The sequence below is a fragment of the Lederbergia galactosidilytica genome (assembly GCF_017873565.1).
GTDB lineage: Bacteria > Bacillota > Bacilli > Bacillales > Bacillaceae_C > Lederbergia > Lederbergia galactosidilytica.
Genome location: NZ_JAGGKH010000001.1, coordinates 354,852 through 374,267 on the forward strand (window position 1 = coordinate 354,852; position 19,416 = coordinate 374,267).

Sequence of the window (19,416 nt, forward strand, 5' to 3'; positions counted from 1 at the left end):
TGGGAGTCCTTAGTTCATATCCTAGCGCTAGCCCAAGTTGCTACAATCCGTTATTTGAGCTGGGGCCGAGAAACGCGTAGTGTAACTTGCTTTGATAAAAATACATTTGTTCTTGTCTCTTATTTATCATCCTAAATTTCGCCATTCTGTTGGTGTTGCACCGATATGTTTTTTAAATTGCTTATAAAAATAAGCAGTATCCGAATAGCCAACCATTTTGCCAATTTCACCCGCACGTAGATGGGTTGTTTTTAATAATTCTTTCGCTTTTTCTAAGCGAAAATGGTTGATGTATTCCGAAAAAACAACACCAATTTCTTTTTGAAATAATTGACCAAGATAAATAGGATTAATGTGAAATCGTTGACTCAAAGTTTTCAACGATAACTCTTCATTATAATTGGCATGCATATAATCCAAGACATTTTGGACAATCGGACTTCTCGAATCTTGTTGATTCTCAATTGCTGCCACCAATTCCTGGCAATAGTCTAATAAAATGCTTTTGATTTGTTGTAAATCTGTCGCATATACTAATTTCTCAATAGCTGCGGTATGATTATAATGTTTTACATCTTGAATGGAATGATGGATATAGGCAATCAGATCAATCGTATATTTTCTGGCAACAGCAGGTGCAAGAAATTTGGTGTGCTGCGTTAAAGTTTGAAAAAATTGTTCGATTCCTTCTTCTACTTTTTCATCTGAATCAAGAATTCTTTTTACAATATCCGCTTTATAGGTTTGTTGGTTTTTTAATAATGTTTGCCGATCCACGTGGACTTGGCTAGAAATGACTGTGTTAGGTTCAAGACAAATTTGGTATAGTGAATATTCACGTGCTTGGAAATAACTTTCTCCTAATCCTTCCATTGAATCTACTGGATCCCCCATTGATAAATAAAAAGTACCAATTTCAGGGCAATTTTCATGCAGATAATGAGCTAGTTCCTGGTTTGTTTGATAAAGGTCTGCAGGAGCCTTTCCATCCAAAATAATCAATAATTCTTGATCAGGACTTAATAAGCAGTGTGCAGAAAAATCGTTTTCAATATTCTTTCGCAGTTCAACACTTATTTCTGTATCAGCTATATTGGCGAATTCCAATGTCGATACATTATAAAATGGGCGTAAACTACTCATTCCATATAAAGACAAGCGTTGTTCCCATTCATTTTTATTGATTTCACCATTCAATAAACGCCATAATGTATTATCTTTTAAAGTATGGAAAGCAACGTCTTCGGTTGCCTCTCGAGCAGCCGCTAACTTTTCACTTACAGTCTGAACGGTTTTCAACAATTCATCTTCATCAACAGGCTTCACTAGATAGTTCTCAATGCCTAGTATCATACCTTTTTTAACATAATCAAATTCTTCATAACCTGATAAAACTATACATTTAATTTGTGGCCGGATTTTCTTCGCTTCTTCAAATAGCGACAGGCCTGTACGCTTCGGCATGATAATATCCGTTACGATAAGATCAATCGGGTTTTCTCGAATAAATGCTAAAGCATCTTCTCCATCCTCCGAAATATGCTTAATCTCAAATCCATAATCTTCCCAATCAATAAGCGCCCCTAATCCCCTTGTAATTAAAGGTTCATCATCTGCCAATAAGACTTTATACAATTTCATCCCCTCCTCTTGGGATGATAAGGGTGATGTTCGTCCCCTGATTTTCTCTACTTTCAATAGTTAGGCCATACCCTTTACCATGTTTTAATTTTAAACGCTGATGAACATTCTTCATACCAATTGAATTCATGTTCTCCCCTTCTTCATCATTAATATGTTCAAGAATTGTGTTCAGCCTATCTTCTTGAATGCCTTTTCCATTGTCCTGAATCACTATCTGAATATGATCTATTTCTTGTTTTGCGATGATTTCTAATCGATTATCTTTTCGATCCTTTTGAAATCCATGGACAATATAGTTCTCTACGATCGGTTGGAGTACCAATTTTTGAATCGGGGTTCTCTCGATTTCCCTAGGGATATCAAAGAGAACCGTTAATTTATCAGGATGTTGCAGTTGAACAAGCTGTAAATATTGTTGGACATTTTCCATCTCTACTTGTAAAGGAACCATATCTTTCGATTCAAGAGAATAGCGCAATAATCTTGATAGATGGTAAATCATTTTACTCGATGTTTTCGAGCCGTCTACAACCGCTGTCATCCGAATCACTTCTAAAGTATTAAATAAAAAATGTGGATTAATTTGTGATTGTAAAGCTTTTAACTCTGCTTGCTTCTGTTTCAAATTTAAAACATAGACTCTCTCGATATATTCATTTAATTCGTCTAACATCGCATTAAAGCTGGAAGCAATAGTTGCCAATTCATCCTCTTTTTTCGATTCCGGAATTCGAATCGCTAAATTTCCCTTTTGCACTTCTTGGATAGAGGCATCAATTCTTCTTATGCGCGCCGAATAATTACGCATAAAAGAGTAAGTGAGTATAATGGCAATCGTAATAAACGGAATAATTAACAGCCACATCGTTCCTTTTACAACCGTTAATTTATTCATTTCTTTATGAGGAATAACTGTAAAAGCCGTATATTGACCAATACCTTTAATGGAATTGACATAATAGGTATCGCCTTGCCATTTCACTTGATTCTCGTAATTTGCATTCGGAAGATTTTCAACGAATTTTTCTGGGATTTTTTGATTATTAGCATAAACTAATTGTCCATCTTCTTTAAATAAGAAAAAAGATGATTTAACTTCTGCATTTTCTCGCTGAACAATTTTATCTAAACCTTCAGTGGAATAATAGATGACAAGTTCGCCCATTTTTTGCAATGTCGCCGGGTTATTTATGGCAATATGCTTGATAAATGTATCTTCTATCCGATCTTCTGGGATAATGCTTTCATTTTCGATTGATTCTTCATTTTCCTTAGCAATACTTTGATTCCAACGTCCATAATTATAGATAAATAAATAGCTAATGTCAGAAAAATCCTCTGACAATAAACTAACTGCATTAATATCATCATCTTGACTAAAATATCCATAGAAATAGGTATCAATATTACTTGGAATAAACGAAGGATGACCTGTAAATTTATCGAGCCGATACTTTAGGTAATCTTCATAATCATTATGAAGTGCGTAAGAAATATCATCGATTAGACTTCCTTTTTCATAAAGTGTCCGAGTGATCCCATTCCAATCTGCTTCTTTATTTATAAAATAATCTTCTACTCTTTCAAGCGTTCTAATATTTAAATCCATTTCTCTTTTAATAATGAGATCTGAATAATAATTTGAAATTACCACAATCAATACAACCACTGTAGCAATGATTGTTAAAGAGGACGTCAGCAACAACCGATTAAATATATGATGCTTGATCCGTTTAATAAATTTCATTAGCATAATGCTAGCCCCCGTCCACTGTTTTGCTATTCGGGCTAGGGAAGAATTATTCCCTTAAGTATATTTTCGAAAAGTTTTCCTGAAAAAGCAAGGTTATTGACGTTTTTCAGTAAAAGCCAATATTCATCATAATGACTTTTGCATAGGAAATTTACAACGTTTACTAAATGAGCATCTTAGAATTGCGATTTGAAAGATTTCCTGTGGATGATTAATATTAACTAGTCGTTACAGTATACATCTCACTATCCAGTGATGGTATATCTTTATGACTAAGTTTCCGTCGACCTAATTAACTTGCTCACTACAACAAGTATATTCCATTTACGACCTTTATGAAAAATATAAAGTGATCAGCTAGCTGATATTTCGAAGTGTACATAGTACAAGGCTCTTCATTAGCCGCCGACGGTAAGGAAGCATAGTCAATTTCCGATCTTTAAAAACTATATCTCATTTCCTACTTTTTCCGATTACTCTTAAAATGAAAAATCAAGCTGGACTTTTCATCCAGCTTGATATCTTTTATTTGTTTTCAGCTTTCCATTCGTCATATTGACTTTGAATTTCATCCATTACTTTGTCAAGACCTGCATCTTTCAATTTTTGATTGAATTTAGGCAAGTACTCTTCTGGATCAACTGAACCAGTTGCCAAAGCATCGTAAAACTCATTTGAAACATTGGTAATGGAAGCAACTTCAGTTCTCACTGGGTCACTATTGAAATGGAAACCTAAGGTTGGAGCATTTGTTGCACTTTCATTAAACTCTTTGAATTTTTCCCATTTATCTGCTGGATCGTCTTCATATAGATATAGAACAAAATGGTTTCCTAGAGAATAAGAAGGCATATTATAATTTTCTATACGTGCTGGAAGATCCTTAATTGTATCATCATCATTCTTTTCATAATGGACACCTTCGATTCCTTTGTCCACTAAGTTACGTAGGTAAGGATCTGTGTTAAGCAAGTTTAGGAATTCCATAACTTTTTCAGGATTAGCTGAAGTAGATGAAATCGCTTGGATAGAACCTGTTACAGATGTATTCACAGTAACTGGGTCTTCTGCAGGTACTGAAACAACCTCATATTTAGCTGAACGAGTCCATAGTAAGTCAGCATATGGTTGTGATCCACCTGTACGAACGAACCAGTTCTCTACATCCATTGGCCAGCTATCCTTACTTGTAGCTGCATCTGATTTTAAATAACCAGCTTTAAAATATTTATGCATTGTTTTATAGATGTCTTTTGTTATATCTGTATCAAAAGCATTAATAACCTTGTCTGTATCTCCTTCAAATGGCACAGCAAATGGAAGCTCTTCAGACATGATAAAGTCAAATGGAAGCAATGCCTTAAAGGTTGCAATTGGTGTAATATCAGGTTCATTTTCTTTAATTTCTTTTAGCATTGGCTCTAAATCTTCCAAATTCTTCACTTTAGAAATATCAAAATTATATTTATCAACTAAACGCTTATTAAATGTATAAACAGTTTGTCTAGCTGCTTCTTTGTTAGCAGGAATCCCATATAATGTACCATCAACTTGGGCACCTTCTATTAATGCAGGATCTAATGTTTCCTTTAATTCTTTTCCATGAGAATCTAATAGATCATTAACAGGTTCAAATGCTCCTTTTTGAGCATATTGCACATAGTTAGCTCCATCAATATAAGCTAAATCAAATGGTTCTCCGGAAGAAATAATAACCTGCATTTTTTGGTTATAATCTCCCCAATCAATTTGTGTCAATTTGACAGTCGCATTGATCTTTTCCTTCGTATATTTGTTGACTTCTTCGAATACTTTTTCAGCATCCTTTTGTGGTGTACCAATAGTATACCATTTAATTTCATAAGGTTTCTCACTATCAGAACCCTTACTTGAGCCTTCCTTGTTACCGCCTCCACATGCAGCTAGAACAGTACCAAGGCTAAGAAGCAAAACTAATAGTAGCACAAGCTTCTTCTTCATTTTGAACTCCCCTTTTCTTTTTGATTTATTTAGGTATGCGATTCAAGTGTGGAAAAGCGATAAGTGATCCTAGCAGATGGAATAGACGCGACCCCCTGCGGGAAGTAAGGAGCGGCAAGGCCCGGGAAGGCATAGCCAAGGGAGACTTGACACTCGCCCGCGGAAGGGCATATTCCATTTGTGCTATTCAAAAGCTATATCATATTCCACATTATTTTCTCGATACCCATTTATTCTTTAACGCCGCCAACAGTCAATCCCCCAACAAAATACTTTTGGAAAAATGGATAGGAAACTGCTATTGGCAATGTGGCGATTACCACCATAGCCATTTTTGCAGCATCAGCAGGAATGGTATCAAATAAGCTTGATTGCATAGCGCTGATCTCTACGTTTTGCCTCATAAATTCGAGGTTGGCTTCAATTTTCATCAATAGGGATTGCAATGGAACTAAGTTTGGCTGGTCTATATAAAGTAAGGCGTTAAACCAGTCATTCCAATACCCTAATGTACTAAATAAAGCAATTGTTGCGATTCCGGGTAAAGATAGCGGAAACACAATTTGGAAAAACGATCTCAATTCACTTGCTCCATCAATTCTCGCTGATTCCAAAATCGCTTCTGGAACAGATCTTATGAAGAAGGTTCTCATAATGATGATGTAGAATGCGTTCATCGCAAGCGGTAAGATCAAAGCCCATATCGTATTTTTAATTCCCAAAAATTGAGTTGCTACGATATAAGTTGGAACCATTCCACCACTAAATAGCATTGTGAATAAAGCTAAAAATGTGAAAAACTTTCTGTATTTAAATTGTGGCCTAGAAATAGCATAGGAATAAAAAGTGATCATCATTACACTGATAACAGTACCTACAATTGTAACAACTATCGTAATCCAATAAGATTGAAGTAATTGATCTTTAACACTCCATAGGAATTTATAAGCATCAAGGCTCCAAGCCTCTGGGATCAATTGGAATCCATTCCTGACAATACTTTCTTCACTTGTAAACGATATAATAATAACGTAAGCGAAAGGGAACAGACACATGGTCGTAAAGATCCCTAAGATAATAGCCATAATAGTATTTGTAACCGGATGGAAATTGTGATAATCGCGGTGCTTCTTCCGCTTCTTTATAACGTTTCCATTTAAATTCACTTGATCCATTTGTGCAACCTGACTAATAGATTGTTCATTATTATTTTTACTCATAATCTCGACCTTCCTCCTTTCATCAAATCATAGCTTAGAACAGAGCACTTTCTTCGTCAATTTTTCTTACAATATAGTTCGCAATGATGACGAGAATAAAGCCTACAGCTGATTGATAAAGGCCAGCAGCCGTACTCATTCCAATATCTCCTAATGACATCAAACCTCTATAAACAAACGTATCAATTGTGTTTGTAACAGAATAAAGTGCACCTGAATCTCGTGGAACTTGGAAGAATAAACCAAAGTCAGAATTGAAAATTTTACCGATATCCATAATGAGTAGGACGACAATAAGTGGCTTAATCATTGGCAATGTAACATGCTTCACTTGTTGCCATTTTGTTGCTCCATCAATCATGGCTGCCTCATAATAAGTTTTGTCAATCCCAACTATTGAAGCGAGATAAACAATACTACCGTATCCGATCCCTTTCCAAAGGCTCATAAATATAAGAATGACTGGCCAATACTTCGGATCACTGTACCAAGAAATCGGTTCAATATTAAACCAGCCTAAAATATTGTTCAATAATCCTTGGTCAGGACTTAAAAAGGTAAAGACGAAATAGCTTACAATTACCCATGAAAGAAAATGGGGAAAAAGCATTCCTGTTTGATAAAACTTCGCTAGCTTTTTTTGTGTTAGTTCATTTAATAGAATCGCTGTTGTGACAGCCGCTAAAAGACCTAAAATAATAAAAGCTAAATTATATAATATTGTGTTCCTAGTAATTAAAAAGGCACTATCAGTACTAAACAAGTACTTAAAGTTGTCCCATCCAATCCACTCACTGTTCATTATGCTAGCAAAAAAGCCGTCTCTATCTATTCGAAACTTTTTAAAAGCAATAATGTTACCAAACATCGGCAAGTAAGCAAAAAGTAATAACCAAATTGTGCCAGGTAAAACCATAAGAAGCCATACACGGTTTTTATAAATGTCTTTGATAAAATTCACTTTTTCACTAACCTCCTTACTTTTGAAACCACTTTCATACTCTTATTATAAAATTTACTATAATAGAATAGTAGTTGATTTTATTGATATTCACTGTACTAACTAAACAATCTTATTAACTAGAATTCTTTCTTTATTTACTTTTGGAAACGACAAATGAGCAGTATCCAATTGGATCTGCTCATTTGTACATCAAATACTTTATACCTATTTGACTTGCAGTCTAAATGTCTTAATTTCATATGGCTTAATCTTAAATTCAATTGTTGAACCTTGTTGCTCTTCTCCAATCGATTCTTCCATTAGATTAGTTTCTATCCAATTCTCGACTGGCTTATGAATTTGCACAGTTGCTTTTCCTCTCCGTCCTTCATATTCATGAACCCGCACAATCACACCTTTGCCATCTTGAGCAGGCTTCACTGCATCCACCCATACATGGTCAGAGTGTAAATCTAAGAAGGAGTTTTCATCTTTCCATTCACCTTGGAGGACCATTACAGGGTCATTCAAATCCCATGCTTTTTCTACTGTTTTTGCTTCACGCCAATCACCAGTATGAGGATAAAGGGAATACGTAAATGTATGATGCCCTTGATCAGCATGTGGGTCAGGATGTGTTGCAGCCTTTAGTAGAGTTAGACGCATCCGGTGCTCTTTAATATCATAGCCATATTTGGAATCATTCAAAAGACTGACCCCAAAACCAGCTTCAGATAAATCAGCCCATTGGTGTCCCACCGATTCAAAGCGTGCCATATCCCAGCTTGTGTTCCAATGATTTGGACGTTTCACATTCCCATATTGGACATCATATGTCGCTTCAGTCGCACGAATATCCACAGGGAATGCAGTTTTTAGTAATTTATGTTTCTCATGCCAGTCAGCCTCTGTTTTGAAATCAATCCGGCGCTCATTTGCATAGAAAGTAATCTTCTGGGTAAATTCTGATTTATGATAATGCCATTTCGCTTGAATTTCAATCGCAAGCGAACCATTTTCTACGACCTCGAATTCGACTAACTGACGAATTTCTTCCATTTTCTCTTGATAGAAGATATCAATATCCCATGCATCATGGGCAAGTGGCTTGTCTTCAAAGATTTGTAAGACATTTCCATTTTCTCCTTCCGCTAGGATGGAGCGTTCCGCTTCTTTATCATAGAGGCGTGAAATTTGACCGTATTGATTAAATTCCACTGTATAGAAAGGTGTTTCAAGTTTCTTATCTTTATATTGGAAAGGTGATGTTTCCTTTGACTTAGCATCAGCCTCAAAATAAAGAGTTTTCGCACCAAAGGCTGGAAGAGAGTCCACTTCCACAAGCCAACCACTTGCTTGCTTTTGTGCAGGCAACATCATTCCGTCCGCTGTTTTCCAAATACCATTTTCTTCTACATGCTCAGGGATCCATACATTTCTTGCTTCTTTCATATGGGATGCATTATAAAGTGTGACAGCTTGACCAATCCTCTGTAACAGCGGAGATAAGATCTCTGCTTCAACTTGATCGACAATAGCAAAAGCATCCTCATATTCCTTTCTTGCATCTTCGTATACCTCTGTAATCGAAGAGCCCGGAATAATATCGTGGAATTGATTGCGCAAAATGATTTTCCAACCTTCTTTTAATGCCTCATTTCCTTGCCATTCTCCTGTTTGCGATAGCCAACTAGTTAGGATTTCAGCGCGCCGATATTGTAACTCTAATTGGCGATTCATCTGTTTCATAAAGGCTTGGCTTGTATAAGTTCCACGGTGATACTCAAGATACAATTCACCATCCCATTTATGAATATAACCATCCGATTCTTTCACATTCGCATGAAGCTTTTCGAAAAATTCTCCTGCTGTAGATGTTTTTACATTTGGCATACCAGGAAGCTTATCAAAACGGCGTCTCATTTCTAACATATGCCGATTGACACCACCGCCACCATCACCATAGCCATAGGAAACCAGGAGATCATTTGTCAATTCTTTATCTCTGTAACCTTCCCAAGCTCCTTTAACGGTTTTCGCTGTAATAAAGCCATTATACGTATAGAACCAAGAATCTGGTCCATTCCAAGGTTCAGGAGTCGTAATAAAATGAGTCAAAATTTCCGAACCATCGATCCCTTTCCAATAGAACGTATCATGTGGCATCCGGTTATATTGGTTCCAACTAATTTTTGTTGTCATCATTGTTTTAATCCCAGATTTTTTCAAAATCTGTGGTAAGGCCCAACTATAGCCAAAGACATCTGGCAACCAGAGGTATGGGCTATCTGCATTAAATTCTTTTTTGAAAAATTCCTTACCATACAGAATTTGACGTACAAGTGACTCTCCACTTGGGATATTACAGTCCGCCTCAAGCCACATCGCACCAGCAGCTTCCCATTTTCCATCCGCAATCTTAGCTTTCATTTGTTCATAGATTTCCGGATAATCGGCTTTGATATATTCATACAATTGTGGTTGCGTTTGTAAAAACAAATACTCTGGAAATCGTTTCATTAAGTTCAAGACTGTTGAAAATGAACGAGCCGATTTTTCCCGAGTGTTTTTCAATCTCCATAACCAAGCAACATCGATATGCGTGTGGCCGACAGCATGGATCGTGATTTCGGAGGAAGGATCGATTGCTTCAACAGCCTGCATAAGTTGATCTTCCGCTTCATAACATGACTGGTAAAACTCTTCACTCCCTGGTTCTGTCCAATCAATCAACTTAAGTGCAGCACTGATCAGCTTGCTTAACGTAATGTGAGCAGGGTCTGCTTCTGTTGTCTCTTTAAGAATTTCAAAGGCAGCATAAAGTGTATAAAATAAATTATCGACTTTTGAATCAAGCCAAGCAATTTCTGCTTTTTCCAGCTTATATTCTTGTTCACGCGGGACGCCGCCCCCTTCCATTCCCGACCAAAGACGAAAGTCAAGGCGTAATGGACCTTGTGCATAGGCTTCGTCAAATAAAACTTCCTCATGATTGGAATCCACCCCTTGATAAGGCTTACCATTTACAAATAGTAATGACTCAAACCCAGAGTTGTTTCCACCACCTGTACGACCAAAAGAGAAAAGGCCAACTAATTGCTTTCCCGCTAATCGCTGATGAGCTACCACAGTAGTATGAAGCCATAAATAGCGGTCTCGTCCTTTCCAATAATCACCTAAACTCATTTTTTGTTGAGGATCGTATTGTCCAGGGGGATAGGCACCAATTTCCCCATCATCTTCTTGAATCATAAAGTCTTTGATCGAGATTCTGTCTCGATAACGAAAATCAGCTAATTCGCGAATACGATTTTCAAATTTATTTTCTGTAAGAAACAAACTAATCACTCCTTAAGTTTTATTGTTTTTTCCATTTTACGGAAGCGTTTCATACAAATTGTCATAATCCAATAACTTGGAAGGACTCCCCCTAGAAACGGAATTAACCCTGGAACTTTTGCTAGGAGATAAACGATGAAGGCAAGCCCAAGCAAAAGAATAATAATATCTTTTATACTCGCAATCGCATGGAATAAGGATTGCTTAATATACTCTTTAATCGTAAATGTATACTGTACATAAAGTGGGAAAAAGAATGCCAATGTTAAGATGTAAATCATAAATAAAACGAGAAAAAAGACATATAAAAAAAGCGAGAAAAAACCTGTCATCTGCTCAGAAAAACTGAGATCTAGAAAAAGAAAGCCACCAATCAACGCAAAGATAACGCCAATCAAATTGCTCTTTTTCCATTCTTTAAAATATGTAGTTTTGAATAACGACCATATTGGAGTATCAAAGTCTTTCATAGTCCATCTGCGAACAACTGTAAACATTGCCACAGTGGCGGGCATGATTCCGAAAATACCTAGTCCGAGAAGTGTAAATCCAATCCATAAGAGGTTGGTCCATATCAAACGGAGCAGCCACTCACTTACAATTTGAAATAATTTCATTTCTGACCAACCTCCATATATTTTCTTACATTGTTTACTATATATTCTGCCCCTAAAATCAACAACTCAAGTTGTAGATCTTTAGGGGCGGAATTTATGACTCGCCTTTGCGCCAACAAAACCCAGAGTCGAACTATTGTCACTAGATTTCAAATCGATTACGACAGAGCGCAAGCCTTAGAGCATAGGATCGAGCCATTCACCCTTGAGTCGAGCCGTCCGTCATGCTCGAGACATTAGAGACTTGACGGGGGACCGTTATCGTGAGGGTCGTGTCGTTAAACCAAGACCCTGATCAAGCTATCTTATCCAGTTATTTTTTCTCGTTTAAAGGACTTCCTTGAACGGTTTTTCCAATATAACTAAGAACAAATTCACTAAACATTGTATTGGACCAAGCAAACCATTCGCGTGTAAATTCTTCCGGATTAGAGGCATTAAATCCTTCATGCATGAACCCTGTGCCACCATCTGTATTTAAGAGTGTACGAAGTAACGCCTCTTTTTCTTTCTGATCAATGCTTGTCATACCTTGTACTGAAAGAGCAATATGCCAAATATAATGGTCTGGTGTGTGGGGACTGCCGATTCCGCTCGCTGCCTTTCCTTCATAATAGTATGGATTATCCCGACTTAAGATAAAGTTACGTGTATTTTGATAGATTTCATCGTCAAAATCACAATATCCTAGATAAGGAGCGGACATAAGACTTGGCACATTGGCATCATCCATTAGTTGGTAACCACCTGCTCCATCAACTTCATAAGCATAAATTTTCCCGTACATCGGGTGATCGATAACCGCATGAGTTTCAATGCCATCACGGATTTCTTGTCCCAATGCTGCACATTCTTTGCCTAGCTCTTCATCCTGTAAAACAGTCTGACAGATTTCCGCAGCATAGCCCATAACAACTGAAGCAAACATATTAGCTGGAACTAAATAACCGTATGTGCATGCATCATCACTTGGGCGGAATGCACTCCATGTCATCCCAGTTGGTACAACTTTTGATCCTTTTCCATCACGGATCAATGTATCCTGTGGGCGATCTTCTGTACGTTCAAAACGATAGGAGGAGTTTTGCTCATGATCTTGTTCAATCTTCCATACCTTTACAATCGTTCGAATCGCTTCATGGAAATCTGCATTTAAATGGCTTGTATCACCTGTCGATTTCCAAAGCAAATAGGCTAATTGAATCGGATAGCAAAGAGAATCGACTTCATATTTACGTTCCCAAATCCACGGAGTCATCTCTGTTTGGTCGGTTTGATGCCCTTTTCCATTTGCTGAATCATTAAAAGCATTCGCATATGGATCATGTAAAACAAATTGAATTTGTCGATTGACAACCCCTAGCAACATTTCTTTAATCGCTGGGTCATCATTAGCTGCCATTAAATAAGGACGAACTTGGGCTGCAGAATCTCGTAGCCACATGGCAGGAATATCTCCTGTTATAACGAATGTTGTCCCATCATCTAGATGTTTCAATGTCGTTGAATATGTGTTAACAAAGCATTGTGCAAACATCTCATGCAGTTTCTCTTCTCCAGGAAAAGCTGTTTTTACTTGGTCAATAATTGCTTGTAATGAAGCTGGAATATTTGTCATGATTTAGTTAGCCCCTTCCATACCCACAGTTATAATTTTATAAGCTCCGACTGGTCGTTCTTGATATTTTTCGCCAATCATGTTTAGTTTTTCTTCGATCAAATTACTATCGTAATAGTTCACATCATTAGGATGCTGAATGGTAAGTAATTTTTCTTCGTTTGAAGGATTGTAGACTCGGAAGAAAAGATCCTTGCTTGTTTCTCCTCTTTTTACGCTTGTTAGCACAAGTCCATTACTTTCCCATTGAATAAATTGGCCGTTTGTTGTTAATTCTCCATCATGTATGTCTGTTTGTACACAGACAGCAGGAATTTGAAAATCATATGCTGCTTCATAAGCTTTAGCGGAAATTGCATCTCCTGCATGTGGGATCACATACCATTCAGCTGTTTGGTTACCTAAGCATTGTGCTTCAGGTGTTGGGAAATAACCCCAATCCCCTAGTTCAGAGACGGCACGTAACACTGTAATAGCAAGTGTTGTATTATCTTCTACTATCTCATATTCTTGCAAACCTTTTGTCGCAACTGTTAAACCATTTTGCCCATCTGATAACGATGCAAATGAATGTTGGTGATGATCAAAGCTTGGATTACTCCATTCAACTTCCGGTTTATTCGGTCTTTTCACAATCTCAAAAGCACTTTCAGCTAAATGGTGATCTGTTGTAAATCCGGTTGGGTAAACAACGCGCAAGCGATGGTCTTTAGCTGTATTATTAAATGCTAATTTTACAGCAAGCCCTTTTGCATGTTTATCTAGTGTCAATGTCGTTTTCAATTCAAGAGTGGTCATTTCCTCAGAACGTCTTGCTTCACGATCTTTATGCCATACAAGTCGATCTTTCAACGCCTCCAACTCTTCATGGGCTGAAACTGGAATTTTGAATTGATGAATAATCTCGATACTTCCTCTTGATGAGTTATTTTCTGTGACTCTTATATCTGCTTGTAAACCCTTTGTTGTATATGGTTTTTCTCCTGTTGCTTTTTTAAACATATATTCATTGCCAATGTCACTAGTATCTTCATAGCTTCCAACACTTTTTAGTTCATGTCCTGTTACTTTATCTAGCACATTGTATGTCCCATCCTCATGAACACTTACACGAAGATAGTCATTCTCCAGAATATTTCCCGCTTGAGAGATTTTTTGCGGAGAAACCATTGGCTCTTTTTCTACTAAATAGTAAGTGGCATAACCGAATTCTGGTAATTCATCTGTTGTAAACATCACTTTTACCTTTTTAGCATAATGTGGCTGTCTAAATTTATCATCTGGCAGATCATAGCCGAATTCCACTCCATGCTCTTCAATGGTTGCAGGAATTTCCTCCCCATTTGCGTTGACTACCGTTAATTTTGGTAATGATTTATCTGTTAAATGGCCATGTATTTCTGGAAAAGGCATTTCACTAAAATATATTTTTTCCAAGTCTACTACTTTTTCAATTGTAGTATGACGTTTATAACCTGTTGTATTCATGACAATCAGTGGAATTGCGTTATCAAACTCAGCAGGCGCAGTCGTATTCATTTTCGCAGTTAATTTTTCCGTTTGCTCTTCAATAAGCTTGTCTGCCATTTGATCTACTTTCTTAAAGCGAGTCACCATTTCTTCATGGACTTCATCAATCGAACAACCACAAATACTGTCATGAGGATGGTTTTGCATCAATTGTTTCCAAGCAAAACGAAGATAATCCTCTGGATATTCTTCACCATTCATATAAGCAAATGTAGCAAGTGGTTCAATTAAACGCTCAAGTTTATTTTGCGCAGATTGGTTCATTTGTTTTAAATAAATGCGTGCGGAAGCTGTATTCACCAAAGTAGACCAACCATCTGTACGCTGATTACGTAATTCTCCTGTCACTGTCTGAAGCTTTTCAGGAAGACTATTTTTCACCTCTTCCATATACTCTTCAAAACTAGAGTGTTTGAATTCGATATCAGGATACATTTCATTCGCTAATTTAATCGCTTCCGGGAGATCCTTCTGCAATGGCTGATGGTCACAGCCATTCATATAAAGCAAATGTGGTGTAGAAGCATATTTTTTAGCATCTGCTAGCTTCTGCTCCCAGAATTTTTCCGCTTCTTCTTTGGAGGAAGGGATTTCATTCCCATTTGAATACCAATTGGCAAATAGTACACCTAGCACACTCGAACCATCAGGCGATTGCCACTCTAGTTCCGAATATGGAGATTCAAAATTCTCGGAATCACTAACCATATTATTAAAGCCTGTTGGCTTTACGCCGCGTCCAAATGCGGCTGTATCAATTCCAGCCTGTTTTAATATTTGCGGTGCCTGTCCATAAATCCCAAATGTATCTGGGAAATAACCAAGTTTGGAATATTGTCCATATTTTTTCGATTCATTCATTCCAATAACTAAATTACGCACATTTGCTTCAGCGCTTGTTAAGAAAGCATCTTGTAAAATATACCAAGGTCCGATAATAATTCTCTTTTCTTGGATGTATTTTTTAACTAAATCATATTTTTCAGGTCGAACCTCAAAATAATCATCCAAAGCAATGGTTTGTCCATCTAAATGAAAACTTTTGTACTCAGGATCATTTTCTAGCTTTTCTAGTAAAGCATCCATTAATTTCACTAAATAAAAACGATGTTTCTCAAAAGGCAGATACCACTCACGATCCCAATGTGAATGGGAAATAATATGTGCTGTTGTTTTCGCCATGTTGCTCACAGTCCTTTCTAGTAATCACTTACATACTTTTTAATGTCACTCATGGAAACCGCTGTCAAATATTCTTAGACGATCCCTATATTTATCTCTTAACCTTATTTCATTGCTAATCTTACATCTATACCTTAGTAATCTAGAAAAACAATGTCAATCCCTCTAGATCGTTCCATATTATTTTTTCAGTTTTTCTAAATATAATCAACAAAACAAAGTATTTTATTTTGAGTAATCGGAAAATAGTATGGAATGAGATCTAGCTTTTGAATACCATAAATTGGACATCTCCTTTTTCTCGGGCGGCTTTTGCTTTTTCGGTCATGTAACAACTTAAGATGTCTCAAATCCCGCGGTAGTCGCCGCCTTCTGCGTCAATCTCGCACTTAAAATATAGCCGTTTCTTTTAAGAACTATCTCTAAAAGCACAGAAAAAATCGTCCAATCTAGTAAAAAAAGTTACAAAACTTCATTTTCAGAAAGGACGATTTTTTTATGAATCTATGTTGACTGAATCATTTTCCTGATAGAGATTTTAGCCTTCAAATCCGAACAACGTTGATTTACGCTTCAGGTGACGCTTTCCGGGGGGCAGCTCATATGCTCCTGCGGGATCTCATTTGTCACGCTAATCCCCCAGGAGTTACCACCTTCCGCTCCAATCAACTAAGTTAAGGAAATACATGGACTAGCAATTCAATCTCCTTTAACAATAAAGTTCGTGTAATGACATTAATAAGCAATTAGGAAATTGACTCGACTATTAAAAATGCAAGAAATTCTTCTTAGTTGAAAAAAATAAACCTCTAAAAATTAGTTAGCTTTTTACGAAATTGTCTCGATAAATTTTTTGAAGGCTGCTTTTCCTTCTTTTGTTCGTTTGAACACACCAGCATGTTCTAATACCGTTGAGAATACATGGCCAACTTCTTTGTGCAAAATATCCAAAACATTCTCTTCGCTCAAATTTGGATACTCAGCTTTGATATGACATGCCCATTCAGCATGCTTTTCTGTCAGCTGATCTGCTTTTAATTTTGATTCATAATCAGGCAGAAGAAGATATTCACCGACAAGTTGAAGCTCATCCTTCAATCGTCCAGGCAGCACAGCTAAGCCCATCACTTCAATTAAGCCAATGTTTTCCTTTTTGATATGATGAACTTCCGCATGCGGATGAAAGATTCCCAGTGGGTGTTGTTCATTCGTGCGGTTATTTCTTAAGACAAGATCAAATTCATAAAATTCTCCAGAGCGGCGCACAATTGGTGTAATCGTATTATGAGGAACACCATCTGTTGAAGCCATTATTTCCACTGTTGGGTCACTGTAAGCTTGCCAACGTTTCAAAACATAGTCAGCCAATTCCGCTATTTGCTGACGGTTTTTTCCTCTTAAACGAATGACAGACATAGGCCAGTGCACAATTCCCGCTTCTATCCCTTCATAGTCGTTAAAGGAAAAAGTGTATTCCATTTCTGCCTTTGCCATTGGAAAGATATGGTTTCCTCCTTGGAAGTGGTCATGACTTAAGATTGAGCCACCAACAATTGGCAAATCAGCATTGGAACCAACAAAATAGTGGGGGAATTGTTCCACAAATGCTAATAAACGGTTAAAACCTCTCTTTGATATTTTCATAGGAACATGTTCACCGGAGAATACAATCGCATGCTCATTATAATAAACATATGGGGAAAACTGCAAATACCATCGTTCCCCTTCCAAATCGACTGGGATTATGCGGTGATTTTGCCGCGCGGGATGGTCCACCCTACCTGAATAGCCCATGTTTTCTTTACATAATAAACATTTTGGATAACTGAATGTCTTTTTTGACTTTTCTGCTGAAATCGCAATCGGATCCTTTTCAGGCTTGGATAAATTAATCGTAATTTCCAAATCACCATAAGGGGTTGGCGAAAACCAATGTTGATTTTTGGCAATTCGGTCTGTTCGGATATAATGAGAATCTTTTGCCATTTGATAAAAATATTCAGTTGCTTTTTGTGGCCCTTCTTCTTTATAGATTGAGTAGAAGTTGTGGATAATGGTTGAAGGTCTTGCGATTAAAGTTCCCATTAATTTAGTATCTAATAAATCTCGAAAAGTAACCGTATTATGCTCTAATTTGCCATTTTCCGCTGCCCAATCCAAAATATTAGCCAATATATTGACCGGTGATTCCTCATTCAAATCCGCTTCTGTTGTTACTGATAAATCCCAATCCTCCAATTCTAAGGCCTGCAGTAACTGATTTCGTACAAAATCAATGTCCCATTTTTCAATCAGCTTTTTCTGTAAACCATATTGGATAAGCTGCTCTAATGCGGAATAGATATTCATTATGTTGCCTCCTCGTAATTCCTTCATTTCAAACTACGGTTAAGATCAAACCTCTTCCTATATGAAGTATGATTACTTCTATCATTAAGAGGAATCAGGTGAAATGTTCTCACCTGATTCTTAAATTTTGTTCATCAATCGTTTATTTATCATAGCCATTTGGATGTTGAACAAACCAATCCCATGCACTTTGAATCATGGATTCTAACGACTCATGCTGTGGCTTCCACCCAAGCTCTTTTTTCGCTTTTTCAGAAGATGCAACAAGTTTAGCTGGATCACCGGCACGTCTAGGAGCAACAACAGCTGGAATTTCTTTTTCCGTCACTTTTCGCGCTGCTTCAATCACTTCTTTTACGCTAAAGCCATTTCCATTTCCTAAATTATAAATGCCACTTTTTCCGGTTTTGCGTAATTTTTCGATGGCTAGAAGATGAGCATCTACAAGGTCCATAACATGAATATAATCCCGGATACATGTGCCATCTGGTGTATCATAATCTTCACCGAAAATAGATATTTCCTTACGTTTTCCTAAAGCAACTTGCAAAATAATTGGAATCAAATGAGTCTCAGGGTCATGGTCTTCTCCAACGATACCATTTGGATGAGCGCCTGCTACGTTAAAGTAACGCAAGACAACATGGTGAATTCCATGAGCTTCTTCTGTCCATTTCAACATTTTCTCTATTGCCAACTTTGTTTCACCATAAGGATTAGTTGGATCTGTAATCGCAGTTTCAGGAATCGGAATCTCTGTCGGCTCCCCAAAAACCGCGGCTGTAGAGGAGAAAACAATTTTGTCAACCTCATGCTTTTTCATCGCTTGTAATAAGGAAAGCGCTCCGCCAACATTATTATCATAATACTCTAGCGGAATTTGTACACTTTCACCCACAAGTGAATTGGCTGCAAAATGCATGACAGCTTCAATTTCATTTTCCGTAAAAACTTTATCTAAAAAGGTCGTATCTCTTATATCCCCATTATAAAACTTAGCTCCATCAAGCAAAGCTTCTTTATGACCCTTCTGTAAATTATCAACTACAACGACTTCTTCATTCCGTGAAAGCAATTCCGCCACCGCGTGACTTCCTATATATCCTGCACCACCACATACTAAAATCGCCATTTATTTCTCCTCCTCACTAAAGTGAAACTCACCAGTGTTTTCTCATCCCTCAAGCTAATACACCGCTTCCTAAGGCTTCGTCTGAGTGACCAATATTCTGTTGGCTTAA

11 protein-coding genes are annotated in these 19,416 nt (G+C 37.2%); all 11 read right to left on the reverse strand.

Features of this window, described 5'->3' with window-relative positions:
* Positions 1-126: 126 nt before the first annotated feature.
* Entirely contained in the window at positions 127-1,635 is a 1,509-nt protein-coding gene (locus tag J2Z23_RS01545; protein ID WP_191967344.1) for a response regulator transcription factor, read from the reverse strand.
* Positions 1,628-3,397 carry a sensor histidine kinase gene (locus tag J2Z23_RS01550; protein ID WP_057983806.1) on the reverse strand — a complete coding sequence of 590 codons (1,770 nt, stop codon included), beginning with the start codon at positions 3,395-3,397 and terminating at the stop codon, positions 1,628-1,630. Before J2Z23_RS01550 ends, J2Z23_RS01545 begins: the two co-directional genes overlap by 8 nt.
* A gap of 525 nt (positions 3,398-3,922) precedes the next feature.
* On the reverse strand, positions 3,923-5,377 hold the full coding sequence (locus tag J2Z23_RS01555) for an ABC transporter substrate-binding protein (protein ID WP_057983804.1): 1,455 nt from the start codon (positions 5,375-5,377) through the stop codon (positions 3,923-3,925).
* Between the two features lie 230 nt (positions 5,378-5,607).
* A complete protein-coding gene (locus J2Z23_RS01560) occupies positions 5,608-6,552 on the reverse strand; it encodes a carbohydrate ABC transporter permease (RefSeq protein ID WP_057984326.1) in 945 nt (314 codons plus the stop codon).
* Between the two features lie 79 nt (positions 6,553-6,631).
* The gene (locus J2Z23_RS01565) at positions 6,632-7,513 is read right to left on the reverse strand and encodes an ABC transporter permease (RefSeq protein ID WP_057984324.1); all 882 of its coding nucleotides are present in this window, start codon (positions 7,511-7,513) and stop codon (positions 6,632-6,634) included.
* Between the two features lie 252 nt (positions 7,514-7,765).
* The gene (locus J2Z23_RS01570) at positions 7,766-10,879 is read right to left on the reverse strand and encodes an alpha-mannosidase (RefSeq protein ID WP_064468093.1); all 3,114 of its coding nucleotides are present in this window, start codon (positions 10,877-10,879) and stop codon (positions 7,766-7,768) included.
* A 5-nt stretch (positions 10,880-10,884) separates the two neighbouring features.
* The gene (locus J2Z23_RS01575; protein ID WP_057983801.1) at positions 10,885-11,496 is read right to left on the reverse strand and encodes a YesL family protein; all 612 of its coding nucleotides are present in this window, start codon (positions 11,494-11,496) and stop codon (positions 10,885-10,887) included.
* Between the two features lie 313 nt (positions 11,497-11,809).
* Positions 11,810-13,114 carry a glycoside hydrolase family 125 protein gene (locus J2Z23_RS01580; protein WP_064468092.1) on the reverse strand — a complete coding sequence of 435 codons (1,305 nt, stop codon included), beginning with the start codon at positions 13,112-13,114 and terminating at the stop codon, positions 11,810-11,812.
* 3 nt (positions 13,115-13,117) lie between these two features.
* Complete coding sequence (locus J2Z23_RS01585) at positions 13,118-15,826, reverse strand: alpha-mannosidase (protein WP_064468091.1); 2,709 nt, start codon at positions 15,824-15,826, stop codon at positions 13,118-13,120.
* Between the two features lie 828 nt (positions 15,827-16,654).
* Positions 16,655-18,175: a UDP-glucose--hexose-1-phosphate uridylyltransferase gene (gene galT, locus J2Z23_RS01590; protein ID WP_064468090.1), complete on the reverse strand. Its 1,521-nt coding sequence runs from the start codon at positions 18,173-18,175 to the stop codon at positions 16,655-16,657.
* A 142-nt stretch (positions 18,176-18,317) separates the two neighbouring features.
* Positions 18,318-19,307, reverse strand: a complete 990-nt coding sequence (gene galE, locus J2Z23_RS01595; RefSeq protein WP_057983793.1) for a UDP-glucose 4-epimerase GalE — start codon at positions 19,305-19,307, stop codon at positions 18,318-18,320.
* Positions 19,308-19,416 lie beyond the last annotated feature (109 nt).